This window comes from Alkalibacterium psychrotolerans, assembly GCF_054784355.1.
In genome coordinates, this window is record NZ_BAAGPH010000045.1 from 41,042 (window position 1) to 65,454 (window position 24,413).

A 24,413-nucleotide genomic window follows, 5' to 3' on the forward strand; every position below is an offset into this window, starting at 1 on the left:
TTCACATCCTTACCCTCTATTTTACCATAGCGGCTCGCTCTAGCCTATTCTAAATCATTTATTTACACACTTTATTCATTACTGAGCAAAGCTAATCAGCTTAATCTGTTCCCTCTTATCACGTTGTGAAAAAAGCCTGCATCCCTCAAAGAGAGATACAGGCTTTCGATGACATATTAACAGTCGCTTCAAGACTTATTTCTGCGGTTCTTCTTCGTAATCACAATTTGAACATTTGACCTGTGACTGCTTCTTGGTTTTCTTTTCAACAAGGTAATGTTCGCACTTAGGACAGTCGCGTCCAATTGGTTTATCCCATGATGTAAATTCACATTCAGGATAATGTTCACAACCGTAGAAGATTCGGTTCTTCTTGGATTTACGCTCAACTACCTCGCCTTTTTTACATAGCGGGCAGGTAACGCCTATCTTCTTGACAATCGGTTTGGTATTGCGGCAATCCGGGAAGTTTGAGCACGCATAGAACTTGCCGTATCGGCCCATTTTAATAACCATGGCCGACCCACACTTCTCACAGTCAAATCCTGCCGGTTCGTCTTCAATCTCCACTTCTTCCAGTTCTTTTTCAGCCTTATCGACTTCCACTTTAAACGGCTTATAAAACTGGTCGATGATTTCAATCCATTCGCGCTTGCCTTCTTCAACAGAATCCAGATCTTTTTCCAGATCGGCTGTAAAATTGATGTCAACAATATTGGGAAAGAACTCTCCAATGATTTCGTTAACGATATCTCCCAGTTCTGTAGGCTCAAAGCGTTTATTTTTCAAGGTAACGTAGTAGCGTCGCTGGATAGTTTCCAGTGTTGGCGCATAGGTTGATGGACGACCTACTCCGTTTTCTTCAAGCGATTTAATCAATGTTGCTTCGCTGTAACGGGCTGGAGGCTGAGTGAAATGCTGATTCGGTTCCAGAGAGTCAAGTTTGACTGCATCTCCTTCTTCCAAATCAGGCAGCATGTTGTCCTTTTCTTTCTTGGACTCTGCATACACCATCTGGTACCCTTTAAATTTAATCTGAGAGCCATTTGCACGGAACATGACATCATTCTGCTCAATGTCTACACGTACGGTATCATAAATAGCCGGTTTCATCTGACTCGCAATAAAACGGGACCAGATAAGACTATAGAGCTTGTACTGATCCTTGCTCAAGTACTGCTTGATGTCTTCAGGTTTACGGAATGCACTGGTTGGTCGGATTGCTTCGTGAGCATCCTGAGCGGAAGACTTGTTCTTCTGCTTTTTCGGGCTCGTTGCAACATATTCCTTGCCATAATTGTCGACTATAACTTGATTGGCTTCTGTTTTAGCTGTTTCAGACAGACGCGTGGAATCGGTACGCATATACGTGATTAAGCCGACTGCTCCACCTTTTCCAAGTGAAATCCCCTCGTAAAGCTGCTGAGCAACCATCATTGTTTTACGCGTACGGTAATTCAGTTTTCCTGCCGCTTCCTGCTGAAGACTACTTGTTGTAAAGGAAGCCTGCGGGTTACGCTTGCGTTCTTTCTTGATAACTTTCTTTACATCAAAGTTAGCCGACTGATCCAGTTGCTTGAGGACATTCTGAACAGAGTCATTATTGGGTAAAGCAGATTTTTTGCCATTCAATCCATAAAAATTAGCTTTAAATTTCTTTTTCTTTTTGGCAAAGTTCGCTTCCAGTGACCAGTATTCTTCAGGCTCGAAATTTCTAATTTCTTCTTCGCGGTCGCAGATCATTTTCAGAGCTACTGACTGGACACGACCGGCACTTAAGCCTCTTTTCACTTTCTTCCATAGTAACGGACTAATCTGATAACCAACTATACGGTCCAGCACACGTCTTGCCTGCTGTGAGTCAATTAAATCTTCGTTCAATTGTCTTGGATTTTTTAATGCGTTCTTGACGGCATCTTTAGTAATCTCATTAAAGACTACACGATTTTTGTCATCTTTATCCAGCCCCAGCAGAAAACTTAAATGCCAGGCAATGGCTTCCCCTTCTCTATCCGGGTCGGCTGCGAGAAAAATTTTCTCAGCTTTTTTAGCGTGTTTCTTTAAATCTTTGATAACCGGGCCTTTTCCTCGAATCGTAATGTAATCCGGCTCATAGTCATTTTCAAAATCTATACCCATACGACTCTTTGGCAAGTCACGAATATGGCCGAGACTGGCAACAACTTTATAATTTCTTCCCAGGTACTTTTCAATTGTTTTTGCTTTGGCAGGTGATTCGACAATCACAAGATATTTATATGCCAAGTCACAGGCTCCTCCCTCAATACTACCGTACTTATTTACTTAAATACTTATTAATTTATACGTTAAAACTCACGAATGTAAGAATCGTTTACCATCATATGCCATATGAATTGGCTTTGTCAACTTTCATTTTTAAAAATATTCGTCTCTGTCTAGAGAACCCATTCGTTCAGGATACTGTTTCCGTCCGTACAGACCAGCGCCCCATCCTTTAGTAATTCGTTGCATCCAGCCGATAATGGATTCGTAATCGGACCTGGTACAGCAAAGACATCACGTCCTTCTTCCAGTGCTATTCGTGCGGTTATCAGGCTACCGCTTCGCTGCTTTGCTTCAATTACTACTATGCTTTTTGACAGGCCGGCAATGATTCGGTTCCGTTCCGGAAATTGATGACGCCTAGGTGGTGTTCCCGGCGGGTATTCCGATAAGAGCAATTGCGTTTTTTCCATCTCTAACTGAAGCTCTTTGTTTTGTGACGGATAATAATAGTCCAGTCCTGTTCCAGTAACGCCTATGGTTCTGCCGCTCAAATTTATGGTATTCCGATGAGCCAGTCCGTCTACTCCTTTAGCAAGACCGCTGACAATACAGACTCTTTCTTCTATTAATACCGGCAGTATAGCGGACAGCACTTGTTTAGAATAGGATGAGCACTCGCGGGCGCCTACAACGCCTACCATCGGTAAAGTCATATTATCTTCGTTACCTTTCAGGAATAAAAAAAGGGGTGGTGCATAGATGTGCTTCAACTGTTCTGGATAGGCAGGTGACAATATAGAATGATAACGAATGCCTTTTGCATGGCAGGCTTCATTTAGTTGCATTATAGGGAGTTTACTTTCATAACGCAAAAAAGAAGCCTTCTTCTTCTCGCTTAATCGTCTTATAGATCCGTCTGCCTGAGTCAGTTCAGCCAGTTCATTTACCCATTCGGTAGCCAGCGCCCACTTCTCCTTGTAACTTAAAAAGGGACAGTGAGCAATTTTAAATAATTTTTCTTCAGTATTGTCCATCAGTTTAGTCCTTCCTCCAAAAAAAATAAGTTCTACTTTATATCATTGCTGAAATAAAGTAAAACTCACGAAAAAAGTTTGGAATTAGTTAAAAAAATTGCTGACTGGCTTAAAAGAACGTCTGTGAATAGGTGACGGACCGTGCTTATCCAGTCCTTCAAGATGCTGTTTCGTTCCGTAGCCGGCATTTTGTGCAAAACCGTATCCTGGATACACTTCATCATACTGGGTCATTAAGCGGTCACGGGTCACCTTCGCAATAATCGATGCTGCAGCAATCGAAATGCTTTTTGCGTCTCCTTTGATAATTTTTTTCTGAGGAAGAGAGCTGTCTATCTGCATGGCATCAATTAAGAGCACATCCGGTTTTACACTCAAATTCTCTACTGCTTCTTTCATTGACAGGCGGGTGGCTTCATATATATTCACTTTGTCAATGACTTCAGCGGATAAAACAGAGGTACTGACGGATAAGGCTTCATTATGAATCCGGTCAAACCAGTAATCTTTTTCCTGCTCATTCAGCTGCTTGGAATCATTAATCCCCTGTAGCTGAATACCTTCCGGCAAAATGACGGCAGCTGTCACTACAGGACCTGCCAAGGGACCTCTGCCGACTTCATCGATGCCGGCAATGTACTCATAGCCGGCCGTTCGGGCCTGATTCTCATACTGCATCATCTGCTGGAATTTTTCTTCCTGAAGTTGCCGTTTCTTCTGGCGATTGTGCCAACTTTTCAGGGCAGCCTGAACACCCTTCCGCTCATCTTGACTGAGCTGATCCAAAACTGCTTTAGAAAGGGTGTCTTCACTGTTTAAGAGTGATTTTATGTCTTTAATCGTCTGTGTCTTCTGAATTGCTGTGTCCTGGTTTTTCAAAAGTTAATCGTCCTAACTGTCCATTTCTTATTTCATGTAAAATCATTTCAGCTGCACGGTCATAATCATCTCGAAAGCCGCGTTTGTGAGAAATCTGCATCATCAACTCGGGTAAAGTCTGATTCGTTTCGTCTTCAATTGCTAAATTATACCGTTTCGCCAGTGCCCCTGGATACTCTTCTACCAAATACTCCATTGCATAAAGCGTAATATCGTCAATGTGCAGTAAAGTGTCTTTAATAGCACCTGTAACAGCCAATCGCTTCCCAACTTCCTGGTCTTCAAACTTCGGCCATAATATTCCAGGTGTATCAAGAAGTTCCAATTCCTTGCCGTACTTAATCCATTGCTGCGCTTTTGTCACACCTGGTTTATTCCCGGTCTGCGCAATATTCTTACCTGCAAAGCGGTTAATCAACGTCGATTTACCTACGTTGGGTATACCTACACAGACGGCACGGACAGCTCTTGGTTTCATGCCTTTGTCCCGGCGTTTCTGATTCAATGGTTCGAGAACCTCTTTGGTGAGTTTCAGCACTTCTTTGAGCCCCTGCCCCAGCTTTGCATTAATTGAAATAGCAGGAATGTCTTTTGACTTATAATAGGCAATCCACTCTTTTGTCTGTTTTGGATCTGCCAAATCATTTTTCATCAGCACCACAATGTGTGGTTTATTGCCAATCATTTCTTCAATATCCGGATTCTTACTCGAATAAGGTATTCTAGCATCTACTAGTTCATAAACGACGTCAACCAGATTCAGTTTTTCCTTAAATTGTCTTTTGGCCTTTGCCATGTGGCCTGGATACCATTGTATCGTCACACTATCAGTCCTCTTTCTTCTTTTTAAATCATCATTCTACTATACCAATACGGTCAATTGGCCAAATACGAAAACTGGTTTCGCCAATGACTGAGTCTTCTGGAATGAAACCAAAAGACCGACTGTCTTTGGAATTGGCCCGGTTATCTCCTAACACAAATAACATATTTTCAGGAACGGTCTCAACGCCTTGAAGAGATGCCAGGGTGAAATCACCGTTATAATATTCAGTAATTTCTTCACTTTCCTGTGTCAAATCAACATAGGCTTCCATTACAGGCTCTCCATCAATGTAGAGGACCTGATCCTGATAAGTTATTTCATCGCCAGGTAAGCCTATGACTCGTTTAATAAACTGCTTGTCCGGTTCTTCAGGAGCCGGAAACACAACGATATCAAAGCGTTCAATAGATGCAATCTTATTGAGGAGCAGACGGTCTTCATGTTCTAAAGTCGGATTCATTGAATCGCCCTCAACACTTACTGGTGCAAACAGAAAGGTACGAATTGCGACAAAAATTCCAGTTATGACAATAATGTATAAAAGGGTACTAACCAGTTCCTGTGCAAATGTCTTTTTATTTTCGGTTTTTTTCTGCTTTTTCTTTCCATAAACTTCTCTGCGTGGTGTATATTGAGAATCGCTCACAGCCATCCCTGCTCTCTTTTAATGTTCACTATGTAATATATAATATAGTCTTTAAATTTATATAAAAGTAACGAAAGAGAAAGGAAACAGGTTTTACCCTCTAAACATTCCTTTCTCCTCCACTACACTTTAATTATTCAGTAGGTAGTCTACTGCTCTATTATACTGCGTATCATTTTCTTCTAGCAACTCTCTCAGTGCATCAACCAATGCACGTGCGGTTTCCCCTGACACGATTCCGTCAGAAGTTAAATCATTTTCCTCCTGGAATGCTTCAACAGCTGACTGAGTCTCTTCATCGAATGAATTATCAACTTCTCCGATGTCATAACCTAATGCGTCTAAAATGCCATTGATATTCTGGACGGCTTCTGATACATCGCCTTCTTCATAGCTTTCTTCCGGATTAATTATCAGGAAGTTCTGATACTCAGGCATTTCTACCTCAATATCCGGCTGAATCCCTTCTTCATTAACCCAGTCTCCGTCAGCGGTCAGCCAGCGGCCAGCAGTGAACTTCAATTCACCATTTCTGGATAACTCCTGAATATTCTGTATGGTTCCTTTACCAAAAGTAGATGTTCCAACGAGCGTAATGCCCGCAGACTGATTCATCGCACCAGCTAAAATTTCAGATGCACTGGCACTTCCCCCATCAATCAAAAGGACACTTGAGTCCATAAACTTAAAATCACCATATTCTTCTGAATCGGCATAATAGATAAAGGGTTCTTCGTCTCTTCCTTGAGACTGCATCAAAGGCTCGCCGTCTTCAACAAAAATATTGGAAATTTCCAGTGCAGAGTTTAATAGTCCTCCGGGATTCCCACGTACATCAAAGATAAATTGCTCAGCACCCTGATCCTGAAGCTCAGTAATTGCATCGACAAATTCCTCATAAGTCGGCAGGTTGAAATTAGTTATGTGAACATAGCCAATTGTAGGATGTTCGTCATCCAGCTCAAAGCGGACCGATTCAACCGGAATTGAATCACGAGTAATGGTTACTGTAAACTCAGTATCCCCTCTCAGGATAAGCAGGTCCACTTCAGTTCCCTGGGGCCCTCTGATTAAAGCAACAGCTTCATTAATATTTAAATCAGCAACCGATTCCCCGTCAACTTCGGCAATCAAGTCATTTGGCATCAGCCCAGCTTCTTCTGCAGGAGAACCGGCAATGGGTGAAACGATTCTGACGTATTCTCCTTCTTTCATCACTTCAGCACCAATACCTTCAAACGACCCTTGAATATCTTCATCCATTGAAGTAGACTCAGCTTTGTCTAAAAACTCCGTATAGGGATCATCAATTGAAGCGGCCATGCCTTCAAGTGCTCCTTCAATGAGTATTTCTGAGTCAATTTCTTCAAGGTAACGTGTCATCAGTATCGTGTACATTTCTTCAAGGGGCTGAAAACTGGAAAACTGTGATTCATCACCGTTACCCTCACCATTTTCTGTCTCGTCAGTCAGTTCAGTCATCGGTAAGTCATTGCTGTCAGTCTGATCCATTACCGTCATGGACAGAGCTGTGCCGCCTATGCCGATAATTAAAACGGCCAGTAGTGAGGCTACGTAAAAGGACAGACTCACTTTCTTTTTTTCATTTTGTTTATCCGGTTCGTGCTGCATGCCATTCCTCTTTTCTATCTTGAAACAGTCATCTTATGCCTGGGCTTCCATTCTCAAGGCAGCTTCCAGGGCAATAATCATCATATCATTGAATGTTGTCTGTCTCTCTTCTGCAGTCGTTTCTTCACCAGTCAAGAGGTGATCACTAATTGTCAGAAGTGCCAATGCCTGTTTGTTGTGTTTAGCCGCTAATGAATACAGACCAGCTGCTTCCATTTCGACAGCCAGCACGCCATAATCAGCTAGCTTTTGCTTGTCCAGTTCCTGATTGTAAAAGCGGTCTGCACTTAACACGTTTCCTACTCGAATGCTCATGCCTTTATCCATTCCTATGTCATAAGCGTGTCGCAGCAAATCAAAGTCAGCTATAGGCGCAAAATCAACCTGATTGTTGAAAATATGACGGTGAAGGCTAGAATCCGTTGTAGCTGCCTGAGCCAGTACCACATCACGTATCTTGATTTCGTTTTTCAATGCACCGGCTGACCCTACACGAATAAGGTTTTCAACGCCGTATTCCTGAATCAGTTCTTCTCCATAAATCATGACAGAGGGAATACCCATTCCAGTACCTTGTACAGAAATTTCCTGTCCTTTGTATGTTCCGGTATAGCCGAATGCATTTCTGACTGTGTTGTACTGCTTAACATCCTCTAAGAAGGTTTCTGCAATATACTTCGCGCGCAGGGGATCTCCTGGCATTAGAACTGTTTTGGCAATTTCACCTTTTTTTGCTTCGATATGTGTACTCATTATTGTCTCTCCTTTTAATTTTTATTTATTGTCATTAAGATAATCCTGAAACACTTCATCAAATACACTCATGGAGTCAATGTAATCTGCGTCTATTTCAAGATAGCGCGAAATTTCATCGTAACTCTCTGAGTGTTTAGGAAAGGACCCGTCCATATCCACCGCATTGGCGAAGAGGGTCACTTCATCTTTTTTGTACGGATCTCTGAGTGTTTTAACGTAATGATAGAAAGAACGCCTCATTCATCAATCACCTGCTTGTTTTGCTCTGCCCACGTTTTTCTTTCTTCTTTTTCTTTGGCGTACAGCCGCGGGTTTTTCTTGTAAAACTGCTGATGCTCTTCTTCAGCAGGATAAAACTCGGAGGCTTTCTCTATAGTAGTGACAACCGGATCGGTATACTTTCCACTCAGCTCAAGCCTTTTCTTTGATTCCAAGGCAGTCTGTTTCTGTTCTTCGTTATAGTAAAAGATGACCGGTCGGTAGCTATCTCCTCTATCCATAAACTGGCCCATTGCATCCGTTGGGTCTGTCTGCTGCCAGTAGATTGACAATAGCTTTTCAAAAGACAGCTTACTCTCGTCGTACTCGATATAGACTGCTTCGGTATGGCCCGTTTTCTGTTTTTTCACTTCTTCATATGTCGGGTTCTCCATCCAGCCTCCAGTATAACCGGAAACCACCTTTTTTATGCCATCCGTTTCTTCGAATGGCTGAACCATACACCAGAAACAGCCTCCGGCAAATAATGCTTTCTCCATAAATCAGAACCCTTTCTAAAGTAACATTTTTACTGAATTAAAAGTATATCATCTAATGGCTTCTTCAGGCAAAACAATACCAATGCGAATATCATCTGCTTCCAGATCAATATGCTGCATTTCGAAAGTCGTACCGTTTTCAAGCTGGAATTCATTGAGTGCTACTAATATAATCTGCTGTTCACTGTCCACTCGTACCCATTCAGGCAAGTCAATCTGCTGACTAATCACATTCATCGCCATGCTGATTGGCAGCTCAAATGACCCCAATTGAATAGACTGCGCACGAAGTTGTAAATTGCCGTCTTCCATGACGTAAGGATCTGTGAGCAATGTGAAATCAACATCGAATCCAAGCACTTGAAGGACGCCGTGCAGTTCAGCCTGGTCAGTTAGCTCAAAGTGGAACTCTGGATCTTCCTCTTCCATTTCTTCTTCAAGATATAAATTTACCACCTGATTCATCTGACTTCTGTTTGTCAGCAGTTCAAACGTTACGGGATTGTCAACACTGACAGGTTCACCAGTTGTCGATTGATTACTATCTGACGTGGTACCCTGAAGGTTAATGACCAGCCAGATGACAAAAGTTATATTTAATGCGAAGATAATGAAAAAGGCCCACATCCATCCGCTGGATTTTCTTGATCGGTTTCCTCTAGTTTCAGACAATTATCATGCTCCTTTCTACAATATTTAAGGTCTTCAATCTGTTTATTCGATTTAACGCTTCACTCATTCTATGTTATACTATACGAAAGTTAAAAGAATGAGTCTTTCTAAAGTAGTATACCAAATTTTTATATGGTCGTACAGAATGTGAGAGACAAAGGAGGTCCACATGGGAAATTCGAATAACGACTCGCTGTTTACCAGAAAATACTTAATTATTAATGAAGTATTAAATGCAGTGACACATGGAATTGGAGTCATATTAAGTATTGTTGCCTTGATATATTTAGTGCAGAAGGGACTTGATTATGGAGGATTGTTGGAAGTTACCTCGTATACGGTATATGGTGTAACATTAATTCTTCTCTATCTTTCCAGTACATTGTATCATAGTCTGACTTTTACAAAAGCAAGGCGGGTTTTCCGGGTCATTGATCATTGTAGTATTTTTCTTTTGATAGCTGGTACCTATACGCCCTACACTTTAATTACAATTGGTGGTCGGCTTGGCATCATTTTGACTTTGCTGATTTGGACTATTGCCCTGTTTGGAGTCATCTATAAAACAGTCTGGTTCAAAAAGTTCCAAGGATTATCCGTCTGGCTGTACATCGCTATGGGATGGATCTCCTTATTCTTCATCCATTACCTTTATCAGGGACTAGGCACTCGCGGCTTTATTTGGCTGATTGCCGGTGGGCTATCCTTCACTGTAGGTGCCTTATTTTACAGATTAAAGCACGTAAGATTCATGCATGTCGTATGGCATTTGTTCGTTCTCACTGGAACAGTCTGCATGTTTTTCTCCATATACCTGTATACCTAAACAGGACCAAGCTATAGGCTGATTTAGATATACAGAATATTTAAGCAACTAAAAAAATATAAACCGCCCAGCTGTCTTACTATTCAAGACAGCTGGGCGGTTTTCGTTTATCGGAAAAATAGTCTGTTATCCTTATTTTTTTCTCTTATAAATCAGGAAGGTATGTGGGTGTCTGTTTTGCTCATCCACTGTTCCTTCTACCTCTTCAACCAGTTCAAATTTCTCGTAATCTATCTCAGGGATAACCGTATCACCTTCAAACGTATCGTGAATGACAGTGCGGTAAAGCATATCAACCTCATCTAAGAATTCTTCAAACAAAGAAACTCCACCAATAACGTGTAAGGGTTTGTCCTCGTCTTTAGCCGCTTCCATCAACTCTTCCTTACTGTGACAGACTACAACTCCAGGAGATTCATATGATTCATTTCGAGTCATTACAAAATTCTTTCTGTTTTTCAAAGGAGGGTTTGGAATGCTTTCAAGTGTTTTCCTGCCCATAGCAACATTTCCTGTTAATGTAACTTTCTTGAAAAATGCCATATCAGCGGGAAGTGACCAAGGAAGCTGGCCATCTTTCCCGATTACTCCATTTTCATCTTCAGCCCAAACAAAGGTTATCAAATCAATCTTCTCCTTGTTAGTTGCTCTGAACAACTACATATTTGTATTATGCAAATTAGTTAGTTTTATACCGCAATTGGTGCTTTTATTGACTTGTGTGGGTTATAGTTTTTGATCTTAATATCGTCCATTTCAAAATCAAATATACTTTTTTCCGGGTTTAATTCCAATTGAGGAAAGTCTCGAATATCTCGGGTTAATTGCTCATTGATCTGGTCCATGTGATTGAGGTAGAGATGAGCATCTCCGAGAGTATGAACAAATTCTCCCACTTCCAGTCCTGTTTCTTGTGCTATTAAATGCGTCAATAATGCATAACTGGCTATATTGAAAGGTACACCTAAAAACACATCGGCACTTCTCTGATAAAGCTGGCAACTTAATTTATTTCCATCTACATAGAATTGAAACAGAGTATGACAAGGTGGAAGAGCCATAGTTGGCACTTCTTCTGGATTCCAGGCAGAAACGATGTGTCGTCTTGAATAAGGATTTGTTTTAATAGAGTCTATCACATTCTGAATCTGATCGATGAAGCCACCCTCTTTTGTCTCCCAAGCACGCCACTGTGCCCCATATACGTTTCCTAAAGAACCATATTTTTCTGAAAAATCATCATCAGATAATACTTTTTCTCTAAAAACATTCATTTCAGCTTCATACAGTTTTTTAAAGTCTTTATCTTCCTGAACACGCAGACCAAAATTTGTCATATCCGGCCCCTTGTAGTCTTCGCTCTTGATATAACGTTCAAATGCCCACTCGTCCCAAATATGGTTATTGTTCTCGAGTAGAAATCGAATGTTGGTATCTCCTTTTAAGAACCATAGCAATTCACTTTTGATTAATTTAAAGAAGACTCGTTTCGTTGTTAGTAATGGAAATCCTTTTTGTAAGTCAAAACGCATTTGATGTCCAAAGACAGATTTGGTTCCTGTACCGGTTCTGTCCTCTCTTTTTGTTCCTTCATTTATAATTCGTTTGGCTAAATCTAGATATTCTTGTTCCATTTTTTGCACCCCTTAACTATATTGTGCCAGATATTCCCATCTCGCATATTTCTCTTCCAGTTTCTCATTCAAATTAGATTGTTCTCTGGTTAATTCCGCTAGTTTTACATGATCAGACACATTTTTTTCCATGTCCACTTCTATCTCTTGCAGTTTATTCTCAAGTGTTTCAATATCTTTTTCTATTGTTTCCCATTCTTTTTTCTCCATATAAGAAAGGGCTGTTTTTTCTTTGACTTCTTTGTCTTTTTTCGGCTGTTCTTTAACTTTCTTTTCTAACGTCTTCTCCGGCTTCATTTCTTCACTTTGCTGAAGATAATCAGATAAGGAAGAATAACTTTCTTCAATTTGTCCCTCCCCTTTAAATATAAGCAGCTTGTCTGCCACCTTATCAAGGAAATACCGGTCATGAGAAACAGCTATGACCGCGCCAGAGAAAGAAGCGATATAGTCTTCTAAAATAGTTAAGGTCTGTACATCCAAGTCATTTGTCGGTTCGTCGAGAATAAGAACGTTCGGCTGCTGCATCAGTATCTTCAGCAAGTACAGTCTTCTCTTTTCACCGCCCGACAGCTTGTTGATGGGGGAACCATGCATTGAACGGTTAAACAAAAAGCGTTCCAAAAGCTGGGAAACACTCACCGAGGAACCATCAGCCAGTTTCACTTCTTCGGCAATTTCTCTCAAGTAAGTAATTACTCGCTTGTCTTCATCAAATTCCTCGTTAATCTGCTTGTAAAAGCCGATTTTCACTGTTTCGCCAATAGTTAAAACACCATTGTCCAGTGGTTCTTCATTAGCCAAAATATTTAAGAAGGTTGTTTTCCCAGCACCATTTACGCCCGTTACACCTATTCTATCAGTCTGCTGAATCAGCAGATTAAATTGGTCAAGGATGACAATGTCTTCTATATTTTTTGAAGCAGCTTCCAGCTCCATGACTTTTTTTCCTAATCTGGATCCAGATAAATTCAGTTCGAGGTCAGACTTCGTTTCCTGACTTTTCACTTTACTTTCCAGTTGTGAGAAGCGTTCTTTCCGCGCTTCCTGCTTCGTTCCACGTGCCTTGACCCCTGCCCGCATCCAGTCCAGTTCCTGTTTGTACATCTGTTTCTGCTTGTGCTGCAGTCTCTGTTCTGTCTCTTCTCTTTCTGCTTTCAGTTCAAGGTACTTTTGATAGTTTCCGGGATAAGAGTGTAAAAGACCATTTTCCAGTTCTACTATTTCGTTAGATACTCTATCTAGGAAGTAACGGTCGTGGGTTACCATTAGTAAGGCCCCTCTGTATCCCGCCAGATAATCTTCCAGCCACTTTATCATTTGAAAATCCAGATGGTTTGTCGGCTCATCTAAAATCAGAAGGTCCGGTTCCTGTATGAGGACTTGAGCCAATGCGGCTCTTTTTTTCTGTCCACCTGATAAGTTCATAACTTTCTGACCACTGTCTGCAAGTCCCAGACGAGTCAATACTGCTTTAGATCGGGCTGAAACATTCCAGGCATCTTCCTGATTCATCCGTTTCTCGGCTTGGGTAAATTCATTTTGTATGGTTTCATCCATAGGATTGTCAGACAGACGGTTTAAGACTTCCTCGTAATATCTGGCCGCTTTGACCATTGGAGAGTCCCCGTCAAATACTGTTTCAAATACTGTCTTTGTTTCATCTAATTCATTTTTCTGACTCAAATAACCTATAGCATAATCTCCGGGACGGGAAATGGTTCCTTCGTCCGGCTTTAAATTACCGGCAACTATTCTCAGCAGACTCGTTTTGCCAGTTCCATTAACGCCTATCAGACCAATACGCTGATTCTCTTTAATGGAAAAATTAATGCCTTTGAATAATGTCTTTATGCCGTAAGAATGCCTTAAATCTTCAATTTTCCATTCTTTCATATGTTATCTCCTCACCTTTTGTTCTTTTTAATTCTAGCATAGTTTTAATGAGGTTTCACTACCGTGAAGAAACCTTCTTGAACATCAAGATGGATTGACTCGAGAAAGCGAATACTTTATACTAAACTCAATAGGCGACTATACTTAAGATATCTTAGGGGGAAAACGATGACTATAGGCACTGTTAAATGGTTCAATAACCAGAAAGGTTATGGCTTTATTCAATATAATGATGAAGATGATGTTTTCGTACACTTTACCGGTATTGATATGGAAGGGTACAAAGCATTAAATGAAGGCCAGAAAGTAGAGTTTGATATCGTTGAAGGGTCACGTGGTCCTCAAGCTACTAATGTCGTTGTTAAAGATGAAGATGATGAATAAGATAAATTACATAGATAAAGATCAGATGACATAAAGTCTGGTCTTTTTTCTATTTTAACAGTCTCAGATTTACTATTGATATAAGGAGAATTAGCATGCTTAAAATATATAGTGATGGAGCTGTTTCACAAAAAGAGAAACTGGCAGGCATAGGACTGCTTATAGTGGGCGACGGTTTACATGAGCAGCTGAACTTTCCACTGACTGATACATTAGATAATCACCTTGCTGAACTTCAGGCTTTTTACCAGGCTGTAAAATGGGTCGTCGACAATGACCGGTTAAACGAATGGACCATTTTTCACACAGATAGTCAGCTGGTCGCTCAGTCACTCAAGAAACAATACATAAAAAATTCGGACTACCAGCCTGTTTTCAAAGACATACAATTCTTACTGGGTAAGCTCAACCTCTACGAGGTCACTTGGATTCCGGAAAAGAGTAATAAAGGAGCAGATAATCTTGCCAAACAGGCCATCGCTAGTCAAATGAAAAAATAGCCTGTCTCTAATAATGGAAACAGACGAGAGAAAACGATTCTCGGTTCTATTTCCTGTTTTTTTAAAAACGCACCCCTCTCCCTACAACATAACGATGATGGGAAACAGCGGTGCGTTTTAACTATTAATTATAAAAGAGATTATCTGTCGGATAAATCGGGTCATTAGTAATATCGATACCCAGCATTCGAATAGTCTGAGCATTTTCATTGTTGAGCATCACAGTTGAGTGCGCCTGTGCTTCTTTTAAATGTTCAATCTGTTTGTAAGCCAGTGAAGCGGTTGGATTTGTAACGGCACTAATGGCCAGTGCTATTAGCAGTTCGTTCGCAGATAAAGTAGGGACTTTACTTTTGAGTTCATTCGTTTTCAGCTGCTTGATCGTTTCCAGAATCATAGGTGCCAGTAAATCAATTTCATCCGATATATTCGCCAGTGATTTTAGACTATTGACAATCGCCGCAGCAGACGCATCCATAAGAGATGTTGTTCTGCCAGTGATGATTTTTCCATTCGGGAGTTCAATCGCCATTACAGCCTGCTGATTTGTACTGTTGAGTCTAGTCTGGACTTTTTCAGCATACTCTCTAGCCACAGTGACTGTTGTTCTGTGTTCTTTCTTAAGCCCATTTTCTTCCAGAATCAGCTGCATATGACGCAAGGTTTCATCATCTGCGGTTCCTTTAATATAATCATTTTCAATGGCAAAAGCTCGACGAATAATCTCTTGTTTTGACGCCTCGCAGACGAGTTCATCATCTACGATACCGGACTTCAGACGATTAACGCCCATATCGGTTGGCGACTGGTAAACAGACGCTTTCCCGGTAATTTTTTCAATAATTCGTCTGATGACCGGAAACATTTCCATATCACGATTGTAATTGACGGCCACTTCACCGTATGCTTCAAAATGGTAGTTGTCCAGCATATTAACATCTTTCAAATCAACTGTGGCCGCCTCGTAGGCACTATTAACTGGATGCTTAAGTGGCATGTTCCACACTGGAAAGGTCTCAAACTTTGCGTATGACGCTTCGTTTCCGTTAGCGTATTCGTGATACAACTGGTTCAGACAAGTCGCCAGTTTGCCGCTGCCTGCGCCTGGGGCTGTTACTACTACCAGCGGTTTCGTCGTTTGAATAAAGGCATTGGAAGCAAATCCATTATCCCCTACAATCGCTTCTACGTTAGTCGGATAGCCTTCTATTTCCTTGTGAGTGTGTACGACAATTCCGCTGCGTTCCAGTTTTGACATAAATATTTTTACATTAGGTTGTTCATGGTAACGGGTTATGAGCACACTGTTAACAGGTATGCCGTATGCCCGGTACTCATCAATCAATCTAAGAACATCTCGGTCATAGGTGATGCCGTAGTCTCCTCTAACCTTGTTACGTTCAATATCACCTGCAAAGACACAAATGATGATTTCTGACTGGTCTTTCAGTGAAGCCAGAAGTTTCATCTTAGCATCTTCATCAAAACCCGGCAGTACACGTTTGGCGTGCTTATCTCCTATCAGCTTTCCCCCAAATTCGAGGTAAAGCTTCTCGCTGTTCTCCACCCTCTCCAAAATATAGGCAGACTGTTCTTTAAGGTATTTATCTGTATCAAATCCAACTTTTTTCATAATGTCCTCCTAAAAACTAAAAATCAACAGATTAATTATAGCATTAATCTGTTGATTAGCTGTTACTATTATAAAATTTTAAGCAGATGAGTCGTTTAACTGCAGTTCATCCATGCCAACCATTTTCTTGTTCAGCACTTCCTGAATGATTTTCTGGCTACTTTCCGGCTTGTTTTTCTTCAAGAGTTCAAGTAAGGTTTTTGCGCCATAATCCATTCCTCTAGCTCCAGTAATAAGCATAAGATCACCTTGTTCAATCTGATTGAGACTCGAAGAAAGGGCTTGCTCAAGATCATCATGGTATTCCACATCTATATTATAATCAGCCATGACAGTGAGAAAAGCCTGCAGCTCTTCTTCAGATACTTGGTCCTTCAATTTAACGTACGACCGGCTGGCCGTCAGCACCATTTTGTCAATAGACAATTTTCTAAACCACTGTGCCATTTTAGTTGCATTTTCCCGATTAAGTTCCGGACCATTGCTTCCTCTAATCGCATGAACAATTTTAATGGACTGGTAAGATAAACTCGCTAGCGTCTGCATGCTTGATTCAATATTATTTTCATTCAAGAACAAATCATCGACTATCATAAATTCTTCATCATACAAAATATGGAAGCGTCTCTCTACTCCCTCAAATGCCTCTATACCCCTTTTAACTGTTTCCACTGATAAATCATTCGCCAGTCCGACGATTATAGCTGTAAGCGCATTGTAAATGGAATGCTGGCCTGGAACATTCAAGTCCACAGGAAAAGAGACTGGAGCAAGCGTGTTTTCCGCCAGTGTCTTTATAGGTCTGTTTATATTAACTGTAAAGGATGGCCGTCCTGCCAGTAGCTGGACATCTGAGACTGTCACATCCGCTTCTCCATTAGTAACGCCGAAAGTCACGACTTGCGCCTCCGTTTCCTCCACTAGCGATGTCAGGAGTGGCTCATCTCCGTTAATGACAGCAATACTTTTACTTGATGCTTTTCTGATAAGAGAAGCCTTAGCAGAAAAATAGGCATCAAACGACCCATGAAGTACAATATGATCTTTATTAATGTTTGTAAAGGCAACCACATCAAATTCAACATCAGCAACCCTCTTCAGCTCTAAAGCAGATGAAGAAACTTCCATTGAAACATGTGTGACGTCAGCTCTCTGCATATCACTAAGATACCCTTGCAAATCCAAAGATTCTGGTGTTGTCAGTACACTCGGTGTTTTCCTGTCTCTATTTTTTATCATGACAGTACCAATCAGTCCTGTTTCCAATGCATCAGCCCTGAATACACAGTCAGTCATGTAAGTGATGGTGGTTTTCCCGTTGGTTCCTGTCACACCAAACACACTCATTTTTTCTGACGGGCGGTCAAAAAAGATGCTTGATAGTTTAGCAAGTGCTTCCCGGCTGTCTTCAACTTTGAACTGCGGCACATCCAGATCAGGGAGAAAACGTTCGACAATCAAGGCCGAAGCTCCTTTAAGTACAGCAGCCTCGGCAAATTTATGTCCGTCAGTCCTGTAGCCTGTTATGCATACGAATAATGTCCCCTCTTCCACTTCATTGGAATGATAAGCAAGTTTATGTATAGGAATGCTCTTTTCATTAGTGTTTTTTATATTGCCGGATATGACATCCACGGAATTTAGTAGATCTGAAAGTAGCATGCTGGTTTTTCCTCTCTTATTGGTCCTTGATAACCTCAAAAACAATTGTTACTTTATTTATGCTATCATTATTTATAGTACTTTTAAAAGGCACTTATATAAGTTTACTCATTTTGGGTCAAAAAGTCTTATTATTTGCTCATTATTTTTCTAATCTAATAATAGATTTCTCTTATTCACTTCTCTATTGATATGTAAGCCACATAACAGTGTAAGCGCTATTTATTAAAAGCATTAATTAGATTATACTGTAATTAACGTGTTCTGCCAAAATATATTGCAGAAATTTATAAAATCACTGATTAGAATGTAAAACTGGCAGGGAGGAAAAGCAATGAATCTGGAAAACATGATGACTGAATTAGTACGGCATCAAAAGCCGTCCCAGGCGGTACATATGGAGAAGTACATGCGCAATCAATTTACTTTTCTTGGTATACAAGCAAAAGAAAGACGAGACATCTCGAGGTCCTTTTTAAATGCTGAAAAGAGAAACAAAGAAATAGACTGGGATCTTATTTACTTTCTTTGGAACCAGCCTTATCGTGAGTACTTATATATCGCCTGTGACTATCTTTTAATCAAAAAAAAGCAACTAGTCCCGGGAGATCTTAACCACCTGAGAAAACTGGTCGAATCACATTCCTGGTGGGATACAGTTGATCAGTTAGATAAAGCTGTTGGTACTTTAACTCTTGCCAATCCCGAATTAAATTCAACTATGCTGGAATGGAGTCAGTCCGACAATTTATGGCTGCGGCGTGTGGCAATCAATCATCAGCGTGGACGTAAAGCAGAACTGGATACCGTATTACTCGAGCGTATCATCCTTAACAATCTTGGATCCACTGAATTCTTTATTAACAAAGCAATTGGCTGGATATTAAGAGATTACAGCAAAACGAACCCCGTCTGGGTTAAGTCATTTTTAGACAAGCATAAAAAACAGCTGCACCCTTTAAGTATCAAAGAAGGCAGCCGTTATTTATCTTAAATTTTCTTTTGTCATGCAAAACTCTCGATTACTCGCCAGTCATATGAATATCCATTTGAGGATACGGTATGGATATACCTTCCTGATCAAAACGCGTTTTGACTGACTCCATAATGTCAAAGTGAACCGTCCAGTAGTCTTCCGCTTTCACCCATACTCTGACAACATAATCAACTGCACTGTCTCCGTGGGCTGACAAGCGTATAAAGGGTTCCGGATCTTTCAGAATCAGGTCGTGAGCATGTATCACTTCAGAAAGGGTCTCGCGCACATGCTTGTTGTCCGCTTCATAACCGACACCGAAAGTAAAGTCTACTCGGCGGGTATCGTGGACAGAATAATTCACAATACCGGCATTCGACAAATTACCATTGGGCACATAAATCATTCGATTATCAGGTGTAATCAGTTCAGTATAGAGAATTTGGATGGCTTTAACTGTGCCGCTATACCCTCCACCTTCTATGTAGTCACCAACCTTAAATGGGCGCATGGTCAAGAGCAGTACGCCACCGGCCAGGTTGGATAATGCCCCTTGAAACGCAAGTCCAATAGCCAGACCTGCCGCACCTAAAATGGCCACAAATGATGCGACGGGAATGCCCAGTATACTGATGACTGTAATAACCAGCATCAACTTTAAAGCGACACTAACAACCGAGATCAGAAAGGGTTTTAAACTTTCATCCAATTTTGATTTCTCAATTTGATTTCCTGACAGTCGAACCGCTCCTTTAATCACGCTCCAACCAATAACCAGTGTTAGAATAGCAAAAACCACCGGCATCGCAAGCTCTACTGCTAAATTAATCCAATTCATATTCAGTCTCCTTCTACAAAAAAATTGGCCCCACTACATTGGAGCAGGACCATTTTAACACACTTACTCCTCTCTTTCATTTATCTTCAATCGAGATTATTTGGCTTCTTCCAGCTTAACCTTCCCCATATAATTCGACAGCATACTGAACATTACAGTACTCATTGTCGTCGCCACTGCTATAGTCAGCAGTACAGACGGATCAGAAAAATTATTAATGACCACCGCATATGCCACTGCACCATTTCGCTGGCCGGATGTAAAGCCGGAAGTAATCCGCATCGACTCATTGGAATTAAAATACTCCATCATAAATCCGATAGCTGAAGCCCCCACAACTATACCAATGCTGCTTACGATGACACCACTGCCAAGCAGGCTGATCAGCTCCGGAAGAAGGCCAATAATCATTCCGTAAATTGCTATGTTCATGGCTAGCTTCTGTAATCTCAAAGCAAATGGTCGAATGCGACGGGAGAATTGTTTGAAAAAGATCCGCATAGCCGAACCAGCGCTTAAAGGTATTAATATACTCGATACTAGGCTACCAACAAGGTCGAGCGACGTAATCTCTGCTCCCTCTATCATAAATGGCAGCAAAACAGGAAGAAAAATAACGGTCGACAAGGTTAATACAATCATTGATGAAACTGCATATACTGTCTGATTGCCTGTAGCCTGAACAAAAGCAATTACGGTTGAAGCTCCTGCGCATAAGAATAGAATCAGCAGACCAATCGCGTACTGAGAATCAAGCGGCATGATTCTCAATAACAACCATAAGGCTGATGGAATAAGTAAATTGTTCAGAAGAATTAACCTAAGAAAGTATGACCAGTTGTGTCTCACTGTTGAAACAATGGTTTTGGGGTGTTCACTCATACCTGAGTTAAATACCAGCAAAATAATAAACAATGGCATAATAAAATAACTTACCTGATACACTGTGTTCAATAATTGTGTCAAACTATCCATCAAACATGCTCCTTAAATATACTAATATATATGTTAATGCTTTGGCTAAATTTATCAAATTTTAGCAACTTCTGTAGTGTAGCATAATTTACTAAGCACGCGTAGCTATTATTCGTTTAGTTGTTCTAATCTCTAGCAGTATCTAGGTCTCATTGGAAACACAATAAAATAACTTGTACCGTATTTGTACCATTTTAGGACTGCACACGCTTGCAAACTAAATAATGTAAAGTCGATTATCGTTTCACTTTATTATATGAAGTGTTTTCCTATATAAGTTCTCTCGCTTTCAAGATTTTTGCAACTTATGGTATGCTTACTCTTGTTCATTAAAAAACGATTAAATTTCAAGGAGTGAACTTATGTTAACCAACCCTGTTGTCATTTCAGTTGTTGTAATGGTAGGCTTGTCGCTATTCAAGCTCAATGTCCTGCTTGCACTTATTATGGGCGCTATTGTCGGTGGACTTTCTTCAGGCATGTCGCTTATCGAAACATTGGAAACATTAATAGGTGGGATGGGCGGTAATGCAGAAACCGCACTGAACTACATATTACTTGGTGCTTTGGCTGCCGCAATCCATCAGACTGGTGCTGCTAAAATCGTGACTCAGAAATTGTCACAAAGTATTAAAGGAACTGGACGGACGCTGATTTTCATCATTGCTTTTATCAGTATATTTTCTCAAAATCTGATCCCCGTTCATATTGCCTTTATTCCAATCCTTATTCCTCCACTCATTTCTGTGTTTAATAAATTAAAGATCGACAGAAGAGCTGTGGCTACTGCTTTGACATTTGGTCTTAAATCAGGTTACATTTTCATCCCTGTCGGGTATGGACTGGTTTTCCATAATATTATTCGTGACGAAATGGGTTTAAACGGCATGGACATTTCAGATATTGCCATCTGGCAAATTCTCTGGATTCCAAGTTTGGCTATGCTGGTCGGTCTTATTATTGCTGTACTTTTCACTTATCGTAAACCACGTGAATACGATGAAAAAACGGGAACTAAATTCGGATATAAAACACAGGATACCGAAGTCGAAACACTAAGTAGAAAACATATTGTTGCTCTTATTGGAGCTGTATCCGCTCTAGTTGTTCAGCTTGCTATCGGCTCTCTTGTTCTTGGAGCTATCGTCGGTCTGGCCATTATGGTTGTAGGTGGAGCCATTAAGTGGACCAATCTTGATGGAATGGTCAAAGAGGGTATTGGTATGATGGGCTTTATTGCTTTCGTTATGCTTGTCGCTTCTGGTTTTGGCGATGTTATTCGTGCAACTGGTGGAGTCGAGACGCTTGTTGATTCTGCTTCTGGTGTCATCGGAGGTAATCAGTTCATTGGTGCTACTGCTATGATTATTTTAGGACTCTTCATTACTATGGGAATCGGAACCTCTTTTGGTACTGTTCCAATTATAGCTGCCATTTATGTGCCTTTGGCTATTGAACTCGGGTTCAGTCCTGCTGCTACCATTCTCTTAATTGGTTCCGCAGCTGCTTTAGGCGATGCAGGATCTCCTGCTTCAGACAGTACCCTAGGTCCAACTGCCGGTTTAAATGTTGACGGTCAGCACGACCACATTTGGGATACGTGTGTGGCAACTTTCAGTCACTTTGACATTCCGATTATCGTTTTCAGTATCATTGGTGCTGTAATCCTTTAGTACAACAGACTATTCTATATCAAAAGAAAGCCAACTGCCGAAACAGTTGGCTTTCTTTTCGTCTCATAGTATAAGCTATATAATTAGACTATCATACTGATATTACTCACTGAACCAGATGGTTTCTTCACGCTTGGCACTATCCTTTGAGTCCGATGCATGCACTGAGTTTTGTGTCTTATCCAGACCATACATGCCGCGAATGGTCTGCTTTTCTGCATTAGCTGGATCAGTTGCTCCATTTAGTCTGCGAACACGTTTAACCGCATTCTCCCCTTCAACAAGAGCAAGCACTATGGGGCCACTTGTTATGTAAGAAATCAGCTTGTCATAAAATGGTTTGCCTTGATGTTCTGCATAGTGCTGTTCGGCCTGCTGAATGGATGGCGAAATCATTTTCAGTTTAATTACTTTCAGACCACTTTTTTCATAAACTGCCAAAATTTCTCCAATCAGATTTCTTTTGACGGCATCTGGTTTTATAATAACTAATGATGAGTCCATTCTGTTCCCTCCTGCTTGATATAATCGTGAAGCTAAATGACTTTTGATCTTAGTTTTATTGTACTACTTTAATTATACATAAATCTTTACTTTCAAGTAGTAAAGGACACTTGGAATTTATCCTTACCAGCTCCTTTAACAGTTTAATTCGCAGATACCTAACTTTCATAAAAAGCAAACTGCGATTCGATTCAGTTAAAATAAACTAGTTGTCAAATGAAACTTTATATTTTTTCCTAGCTATGCTATGCTTATAAAGTTGAGTTTTTACAAAATAAGGAGGAAATTGTTATCAATAAGACATTTTTATCAAAGACCATTACTTTACTATCCGTACCGCTTATTCTATCTGCTTGTGGAAATGACAGTTCAGAGACTGGGAAAGAAACAAGCGTCGGAGAAGAACTGGACTACACAATAACCGGTATTGAACCCGGTGCAGGTATGTCTGAACAAGTCCGTGATACACTTGACGAATATGATAACTTAGCAGGCTGGGAAGTTCAAGAGAGCTCCACAGCGGGTATGCTGACTGAACTGGGACAGGCTATTGATAATGAAGAGCCTATTGTCGTAGCTGGCTGGACACCCCATTATAAATTTGAAATATATGACCTTAAAGTTCTGGATGATCCACAAAATGTTTTTGGCGATGCAGAAGGCATCAACACTCTAACCCGAGTTGATCTCGAAGAAGATATGCCCGAAGCATTTGAATTACTTAGTCGATTTGAATGGGAACCCGAAGATATGCAGGCCATCATGTATGAAGCTTTGGAAAGAGACTTCGACGAAGTTGCGTCAGAATGGATAGAAGACAATCGGGATACTGTGGATGAATGGGTTGAAGACATTGACCCTGTCGATGGCGAGTCATTTGAACTTGGATCGATTCCTTGGGATACTGATCGCTCTTCTGCTAATGTTGCTGCGCAGGCCTTAGAAGAAATCGGGTATGACGTGACAATAACAAACGTTGATCCTGCTGTTCTTTACCAAGCGTTAAATCAAGGAGAAGTGGACGCGTCAGTAGCTGGATGGCTGCCAACCGCTCAGGGAGCATTTATGGAGACATATGGCGAGAATATTGTTGACTTAGGGCCTAACTTGACAGGAACGGTTATCGGATTCGTGGTTCCTGAATACATGGAAGATATCAATTCCATTGAAGATCTGCCTGAAAGAGATTAATTTAATATATATGTAAAAAGGAGTACAATGAACCTATCGACAGGTTTATTGTACTCTTTTCATTAATTAAACGGCAATACAGTAACAATTTTCTACTGATAACATAACCAAACTATCCCTTACATGCTAGGAGCATACTTATGAACTCAAGTTTCGCACCCTAATAAATGCTTCACAATCCTATCGGATTAACCCTCACCAAAGAAATTACGCAGCAATTTGTTCTTGGTTTGACTGATTTCCAATCAAAATTTCTTTGAATGCCGCCGGT

Annotated in this window: 24 protein-coding genes; 6 read left to right on the forward strand and 18 right to left on the reverse strand. The window is 40.7% G+C overall.

Features of this window, described 5'->3' with window-relative positions:
* Window positions 1-195 precede the first annotated feature (195 nt).
* The 10 genes from topA to ACYVLS_RS08110 all read right to left on the reverse strand — a co-directional run bounded on the left by topA (window position 196) and on the right by ACYVLS_RS08110 (window position 9,450).
* Entirely contained in the window at window positions 196-2,265 is a 2,070-nt protein-coding gene (topA, locus tag ACYVLS_RS08065) for a type I DNA topoisomerase (protein ID WP_460323381.1), read from the reverse strand.
* A 152-nt stretch (window positions 2,266-2,417) separates the two neighbouring features.
* The gene (gene dprA, locus ACYVLS_RS08070) at window positions 2,418-3,281 is read right to left on the reverse strand and encodes a DNA-processing protein DprA (protein ID WP_460323383.1); all 864 of its coding nucleotides are present in this window, start codon (window positions 3,279-3,281) and stop codon (window positions 2,418-2,420) included.
* 84 nt (window positions 3,282-3,365) lie between these two features.
* Entirely contained in the window at window positions 3,366-4,160 is a 795-nt protein-coding gene (locus ACYVLS_RS08075; protein WP_460323385.1) for a ribonuclease HII, read from the reverse strand.
* Window positions 4,117-4,983 (reverse strand): ribosome biogenesis GTPase YlqF, encoded by an 867-nt coding sequence (gene ylqF / locus ACYVLS_RS08080; RefSeq protein ID WP_460323387.1) that lies wholly within the window; start codon window positions 4,981-4,983, stop codon window positions 4,117-4,119. Before ylqF ends, ACYVLS_RS08075 begins: the two co-directional genes overlap by 44 nt.
* A gap of 31 nt (window positions 4,984-5,014) precedes the next feature.
* Window positions 5,015-5,632, reverse strand: a complete 618-nt coding sequence (lepB, locus tag ACYVLS_RS08085) for a signal peptidase I (protein ID WP_460323389.1) — start codon at window positions 5,630-5,632, stop codon at window positions 5,015-5,017.
* Between the two features lie 129 nt (window positions 5,633-5,761).
* On the reverse strand, window positions 5,762-7,264 hold the full coding sequence (locus ACYVLS_RS08090) for a S41 family peptidase (RefSeq protein WP_460323390.1): 1,503 nt from the start codon (window positions 7,262-7,264) through the stop codon (window positions 5,762-5,764).
* 33 nt (window positions 7,265-7,297) lie between these two features.
* A complete protein-coding gene (deoD, locus tag ACYVLS_RS08095; RefSeq protein ID WP_460323392.1) occupies window positions 7,298-8,017 on the reverse strand; it encodes a purine-nucleoside phosphorylase in 720 nt (239 codons plus the stop codon).
* Between the two features lie 21 nt (window positions 8,018-8,038).
* Window positions 8,039-8,260 (reverse strand): YozE family protein, encoded by a 222-nt coding sequence (locus ACYVLS_RS08100; protein ID WP_460323394.1) that lies wholly within the window; start codon window positions 8,258-8,260, stop codon window positions 8,039-8,041.
* Window positions 8,257-8,778, reverse strand: a complete 522-nt coding sequence (msrA, locus tag ACYVLS_RS08105) for a peptide-methionine (S)-S-oxide reductase MsrA (RefSeq protein ID WP_460323396.1) — start codon at window positions 8,776-8,778, stop codon at window positions 8,257-8,259. Before msrA ends, ACYVLS_RS08100 begins: the two co-directional genes overlap by 4 nt.
* Before the next feature lie 48 nt (window positions 8,779-8,826).
* Window positions 8,827-9,450: a YpmS family protein gene (locus ACYVLS_RS08110; RefSeq protein WP_460323398.1), complete on the reverse strand. Its 624-nt coding sequence runs from the start codon at window positions 9,448-9,450 to the stop codon at window positions 8,827-8,829.
* A 169-nt stretch (window positions 9,451-9,619) separates the two neighbouring features.
* On the opposite strand from ACYVLS_RS08110, the gene trhA reads away from it, so the two are divergent.
* Complete coding sequence (gene trhA / locus ACYVLS_RS08115; protein ID WP_460323400.1) at window positions 9,620-10,276, forward strand: PAQR family membrane homeostasis protein TrhA; 657 nt, start codon at window positions 9,620-9,622, stop codon at window positions 10,274-10,276.
* A gap of 132 nt (window positions 10,277-10,408) precedes the next feature.
* Here the strand turns inward: trhA and ACYVLS_RS08120 are convergent, their stop codons facing one another.
* The 3 genes from ACYVLS_RS08120 to ACYVLS_RS08130 form a co-directional block, all read right to left on the reverse strand.
* Window positions 10,409-10,900, reverse strand: coding sequence for a dihydrofolate reductase (locus ACYVLS_RS08120; protein ID WP_460323402.1), 492 nt, complete (start codon window positions 10,898-10,900; stop codon window positions 10,409-10,411).
* Between the two features lie 65 nt (window positions 10,901-10,965).
* Window positions 10,966-11,910 carry a thymidylate synthase gene (locus ACYVLS_RS08125; RefSeq protein WP_460323404.1) on the reverse strand — a complete coding sequence of 315 codons (945 nt, stop codon included), beginning with the start codon at window positions 11,908-11,910 and terminating at the stop codon, window positions 10,966-10,968.
* A gap of 12 nt (window positions 11,911-11,922) precedes the next feature.
* On the reverse strand, window positions 11,923-13,806 hold the full coding sequence (locus ACYVLS_RS08130; protein WP_460323406.1) for an ABC-F family ATP-binding cassette domain-containing protein: 1,884 nt from the start codon (window positions 13,804-13,806) through the stop codon (window positions 11,923-11,925).
* Window positions 13,807-13,974: 168 nt separating this feature from the next.
* Here ACYVLS_RS08130 and ACYVLS_RS08135 point away from each other — a divergent pair, with 168 nt between their 5' ends.
* Both ACYVLS_RS08135 and ACYVLS_RS08140 read left to right on the forward strand, forming a co-directional pair.
* Window positions 13,975-14,190: a cold-shock protein gene (locus ACYVLS_RS08135; protein WP_228586724.1), complete on the forward strand. Its 216-nt coding sequence runs from the start codon at window positions 13,975-13,977 to the stop codon at window positions 14,188-14,190.
* 95 nt (window positions 14,191-14,285) lie between these two features.
* Window positions 14,286-14,690, forward strand: a complete 405-nt coding sequence (locus tag ACYVLS_RS08140) for a ribonuclease HI family protein (RefSeq protein WP_460323408.1) — start codon at window positions 14,286-14,288, stop codon at window positions 14,688-14,690.
* A 124-nt stretch (window positions 14,691-14,814) separates the two neighbouring features.
* On the opposite strand, the gene ACYVLS_RS08145 is transcribed toward ACYVLS_RS08140, so the two are convergent.
* Together ACYVLS_RS08145 and ACYVLS_RS08150 are read right to left on the reverse strand one after the other, a co-directional pair.
* Entirely contained in the window at window positions 14,815-16,323 is a 1,509-nt protein-coding gene (locus tag ACYVLS_RS08145) for a DUF1846 domain-containing protein (RefSeq protein ID WP_460323410.1), read from the reverse strand.
* Between the two features lie 78 nt (window positions 16,324-16,401).
* Window positions 16,402-17,985, reverse strand: coding sequence for a Mur ligase family protein (locus ACYVLS_RS08150; protein ID WP_460323412.1), 1,584 nt, complete (start codon window positions 17,983-17,985; stop codon window positions 16,402-16,404).
* 334 nt (window positions 17,986-18,319) lie between these two features.
* On the opposite strand from ACYVLS_RS08150, the gene ACYVLS_RS08155 reads away from it, so the two are divergent.
* Complete coding sequence (locus tag ACYVLS_RS08155; RefSeq protein ID WP_460323414.1) at window positions 18,320-18,979, forward strand: DNA alkylation repair protein; 660 nt, start codon at window positions 18,320-18,322, stop codon at window positions 18,977-18,979.
* Between the two features lie 28 nt (window positions 18,980-19,007).
* Here ACYVLS_RS08155 and ACYVLS_RS08160 read toward each other — a convergent pair whose 3' ends face one another.
* Together ACYVLS_RS08160 and ACYVLS_RS08165 are read right to left on the reverse strand one after the other, a co-directional pair.
* A complete protein-coding gene (locus tag ACYVLS_RS08160) occupies window positions 19,008-19,799 on the reverse strand; it encodes a mechanosensitive ion channel family protein (RefSeq protein WP_460323416.1) in 792 nt (263 codons plus the stop codon).
* A gap of 96 nt (window positions 19,800-19,895) precedes the next feature.
* Entirely contained in the window at window positions 19,896-20,774 is an 879-nt protein-coding gene (locus tag ACYVLS_RS08165; protein ID WP_460323418.1) for a bile acid:sodium symporter family protein, read from the reverse strand.
* 362 nt (window positions 20,775-21,136) lie between these two features.
* On the opposite strand from ACYVLS_RS08165, the gene ACYVLS_RS08170 reads away from it, so the two are divergent.
* Window positions 21,137-22,447 (forward strand): Na+/H+ antiporter family protein, encoded by a 1,311-nt coding sequence (locus tag ACYVLS_RS08170; protein ID WP_460323420.1) that lies wholly within the window; start codon window positions 21,137-21,139, stop codon window positions 22,445-22,447.
* A gap of 102 nt (window positions 22,448-22,549) precedes the next feature.
* Here ACYVLS_RS08170 and ndk read toward each other — a convergent pair whose 3' ends face one another.
* Entirely contained in the window at window positions 22,550-22,951 is a 402-nt protein-coding gene (ndk, locus tag ACYVLS_RS08175) for a nucleoside-diphosphate kinase (RefSeq protein WP_460323422.1), read from the reverse strand.
* Between the two features lie 318 nt (window positions 22,952-23,269).
* Between ndk and ACYVLS_RS08180 the strand changes: the two genes are divergently transcribed.
* On the forward strand, window positions 23,270-24,142 hold the full coding sequence (locus tag ACYVLS_RS08180; protein ID WP_460323428.1) for a glycine betaine ABC transporter substrate-binding protein: 873 nt from the start codon (window positions 23,270-23,272) through the stop codon (window positions 24,140-24,142).
* Window positions 24,143-24,413 lie beyond the last annotated feature (271 nt).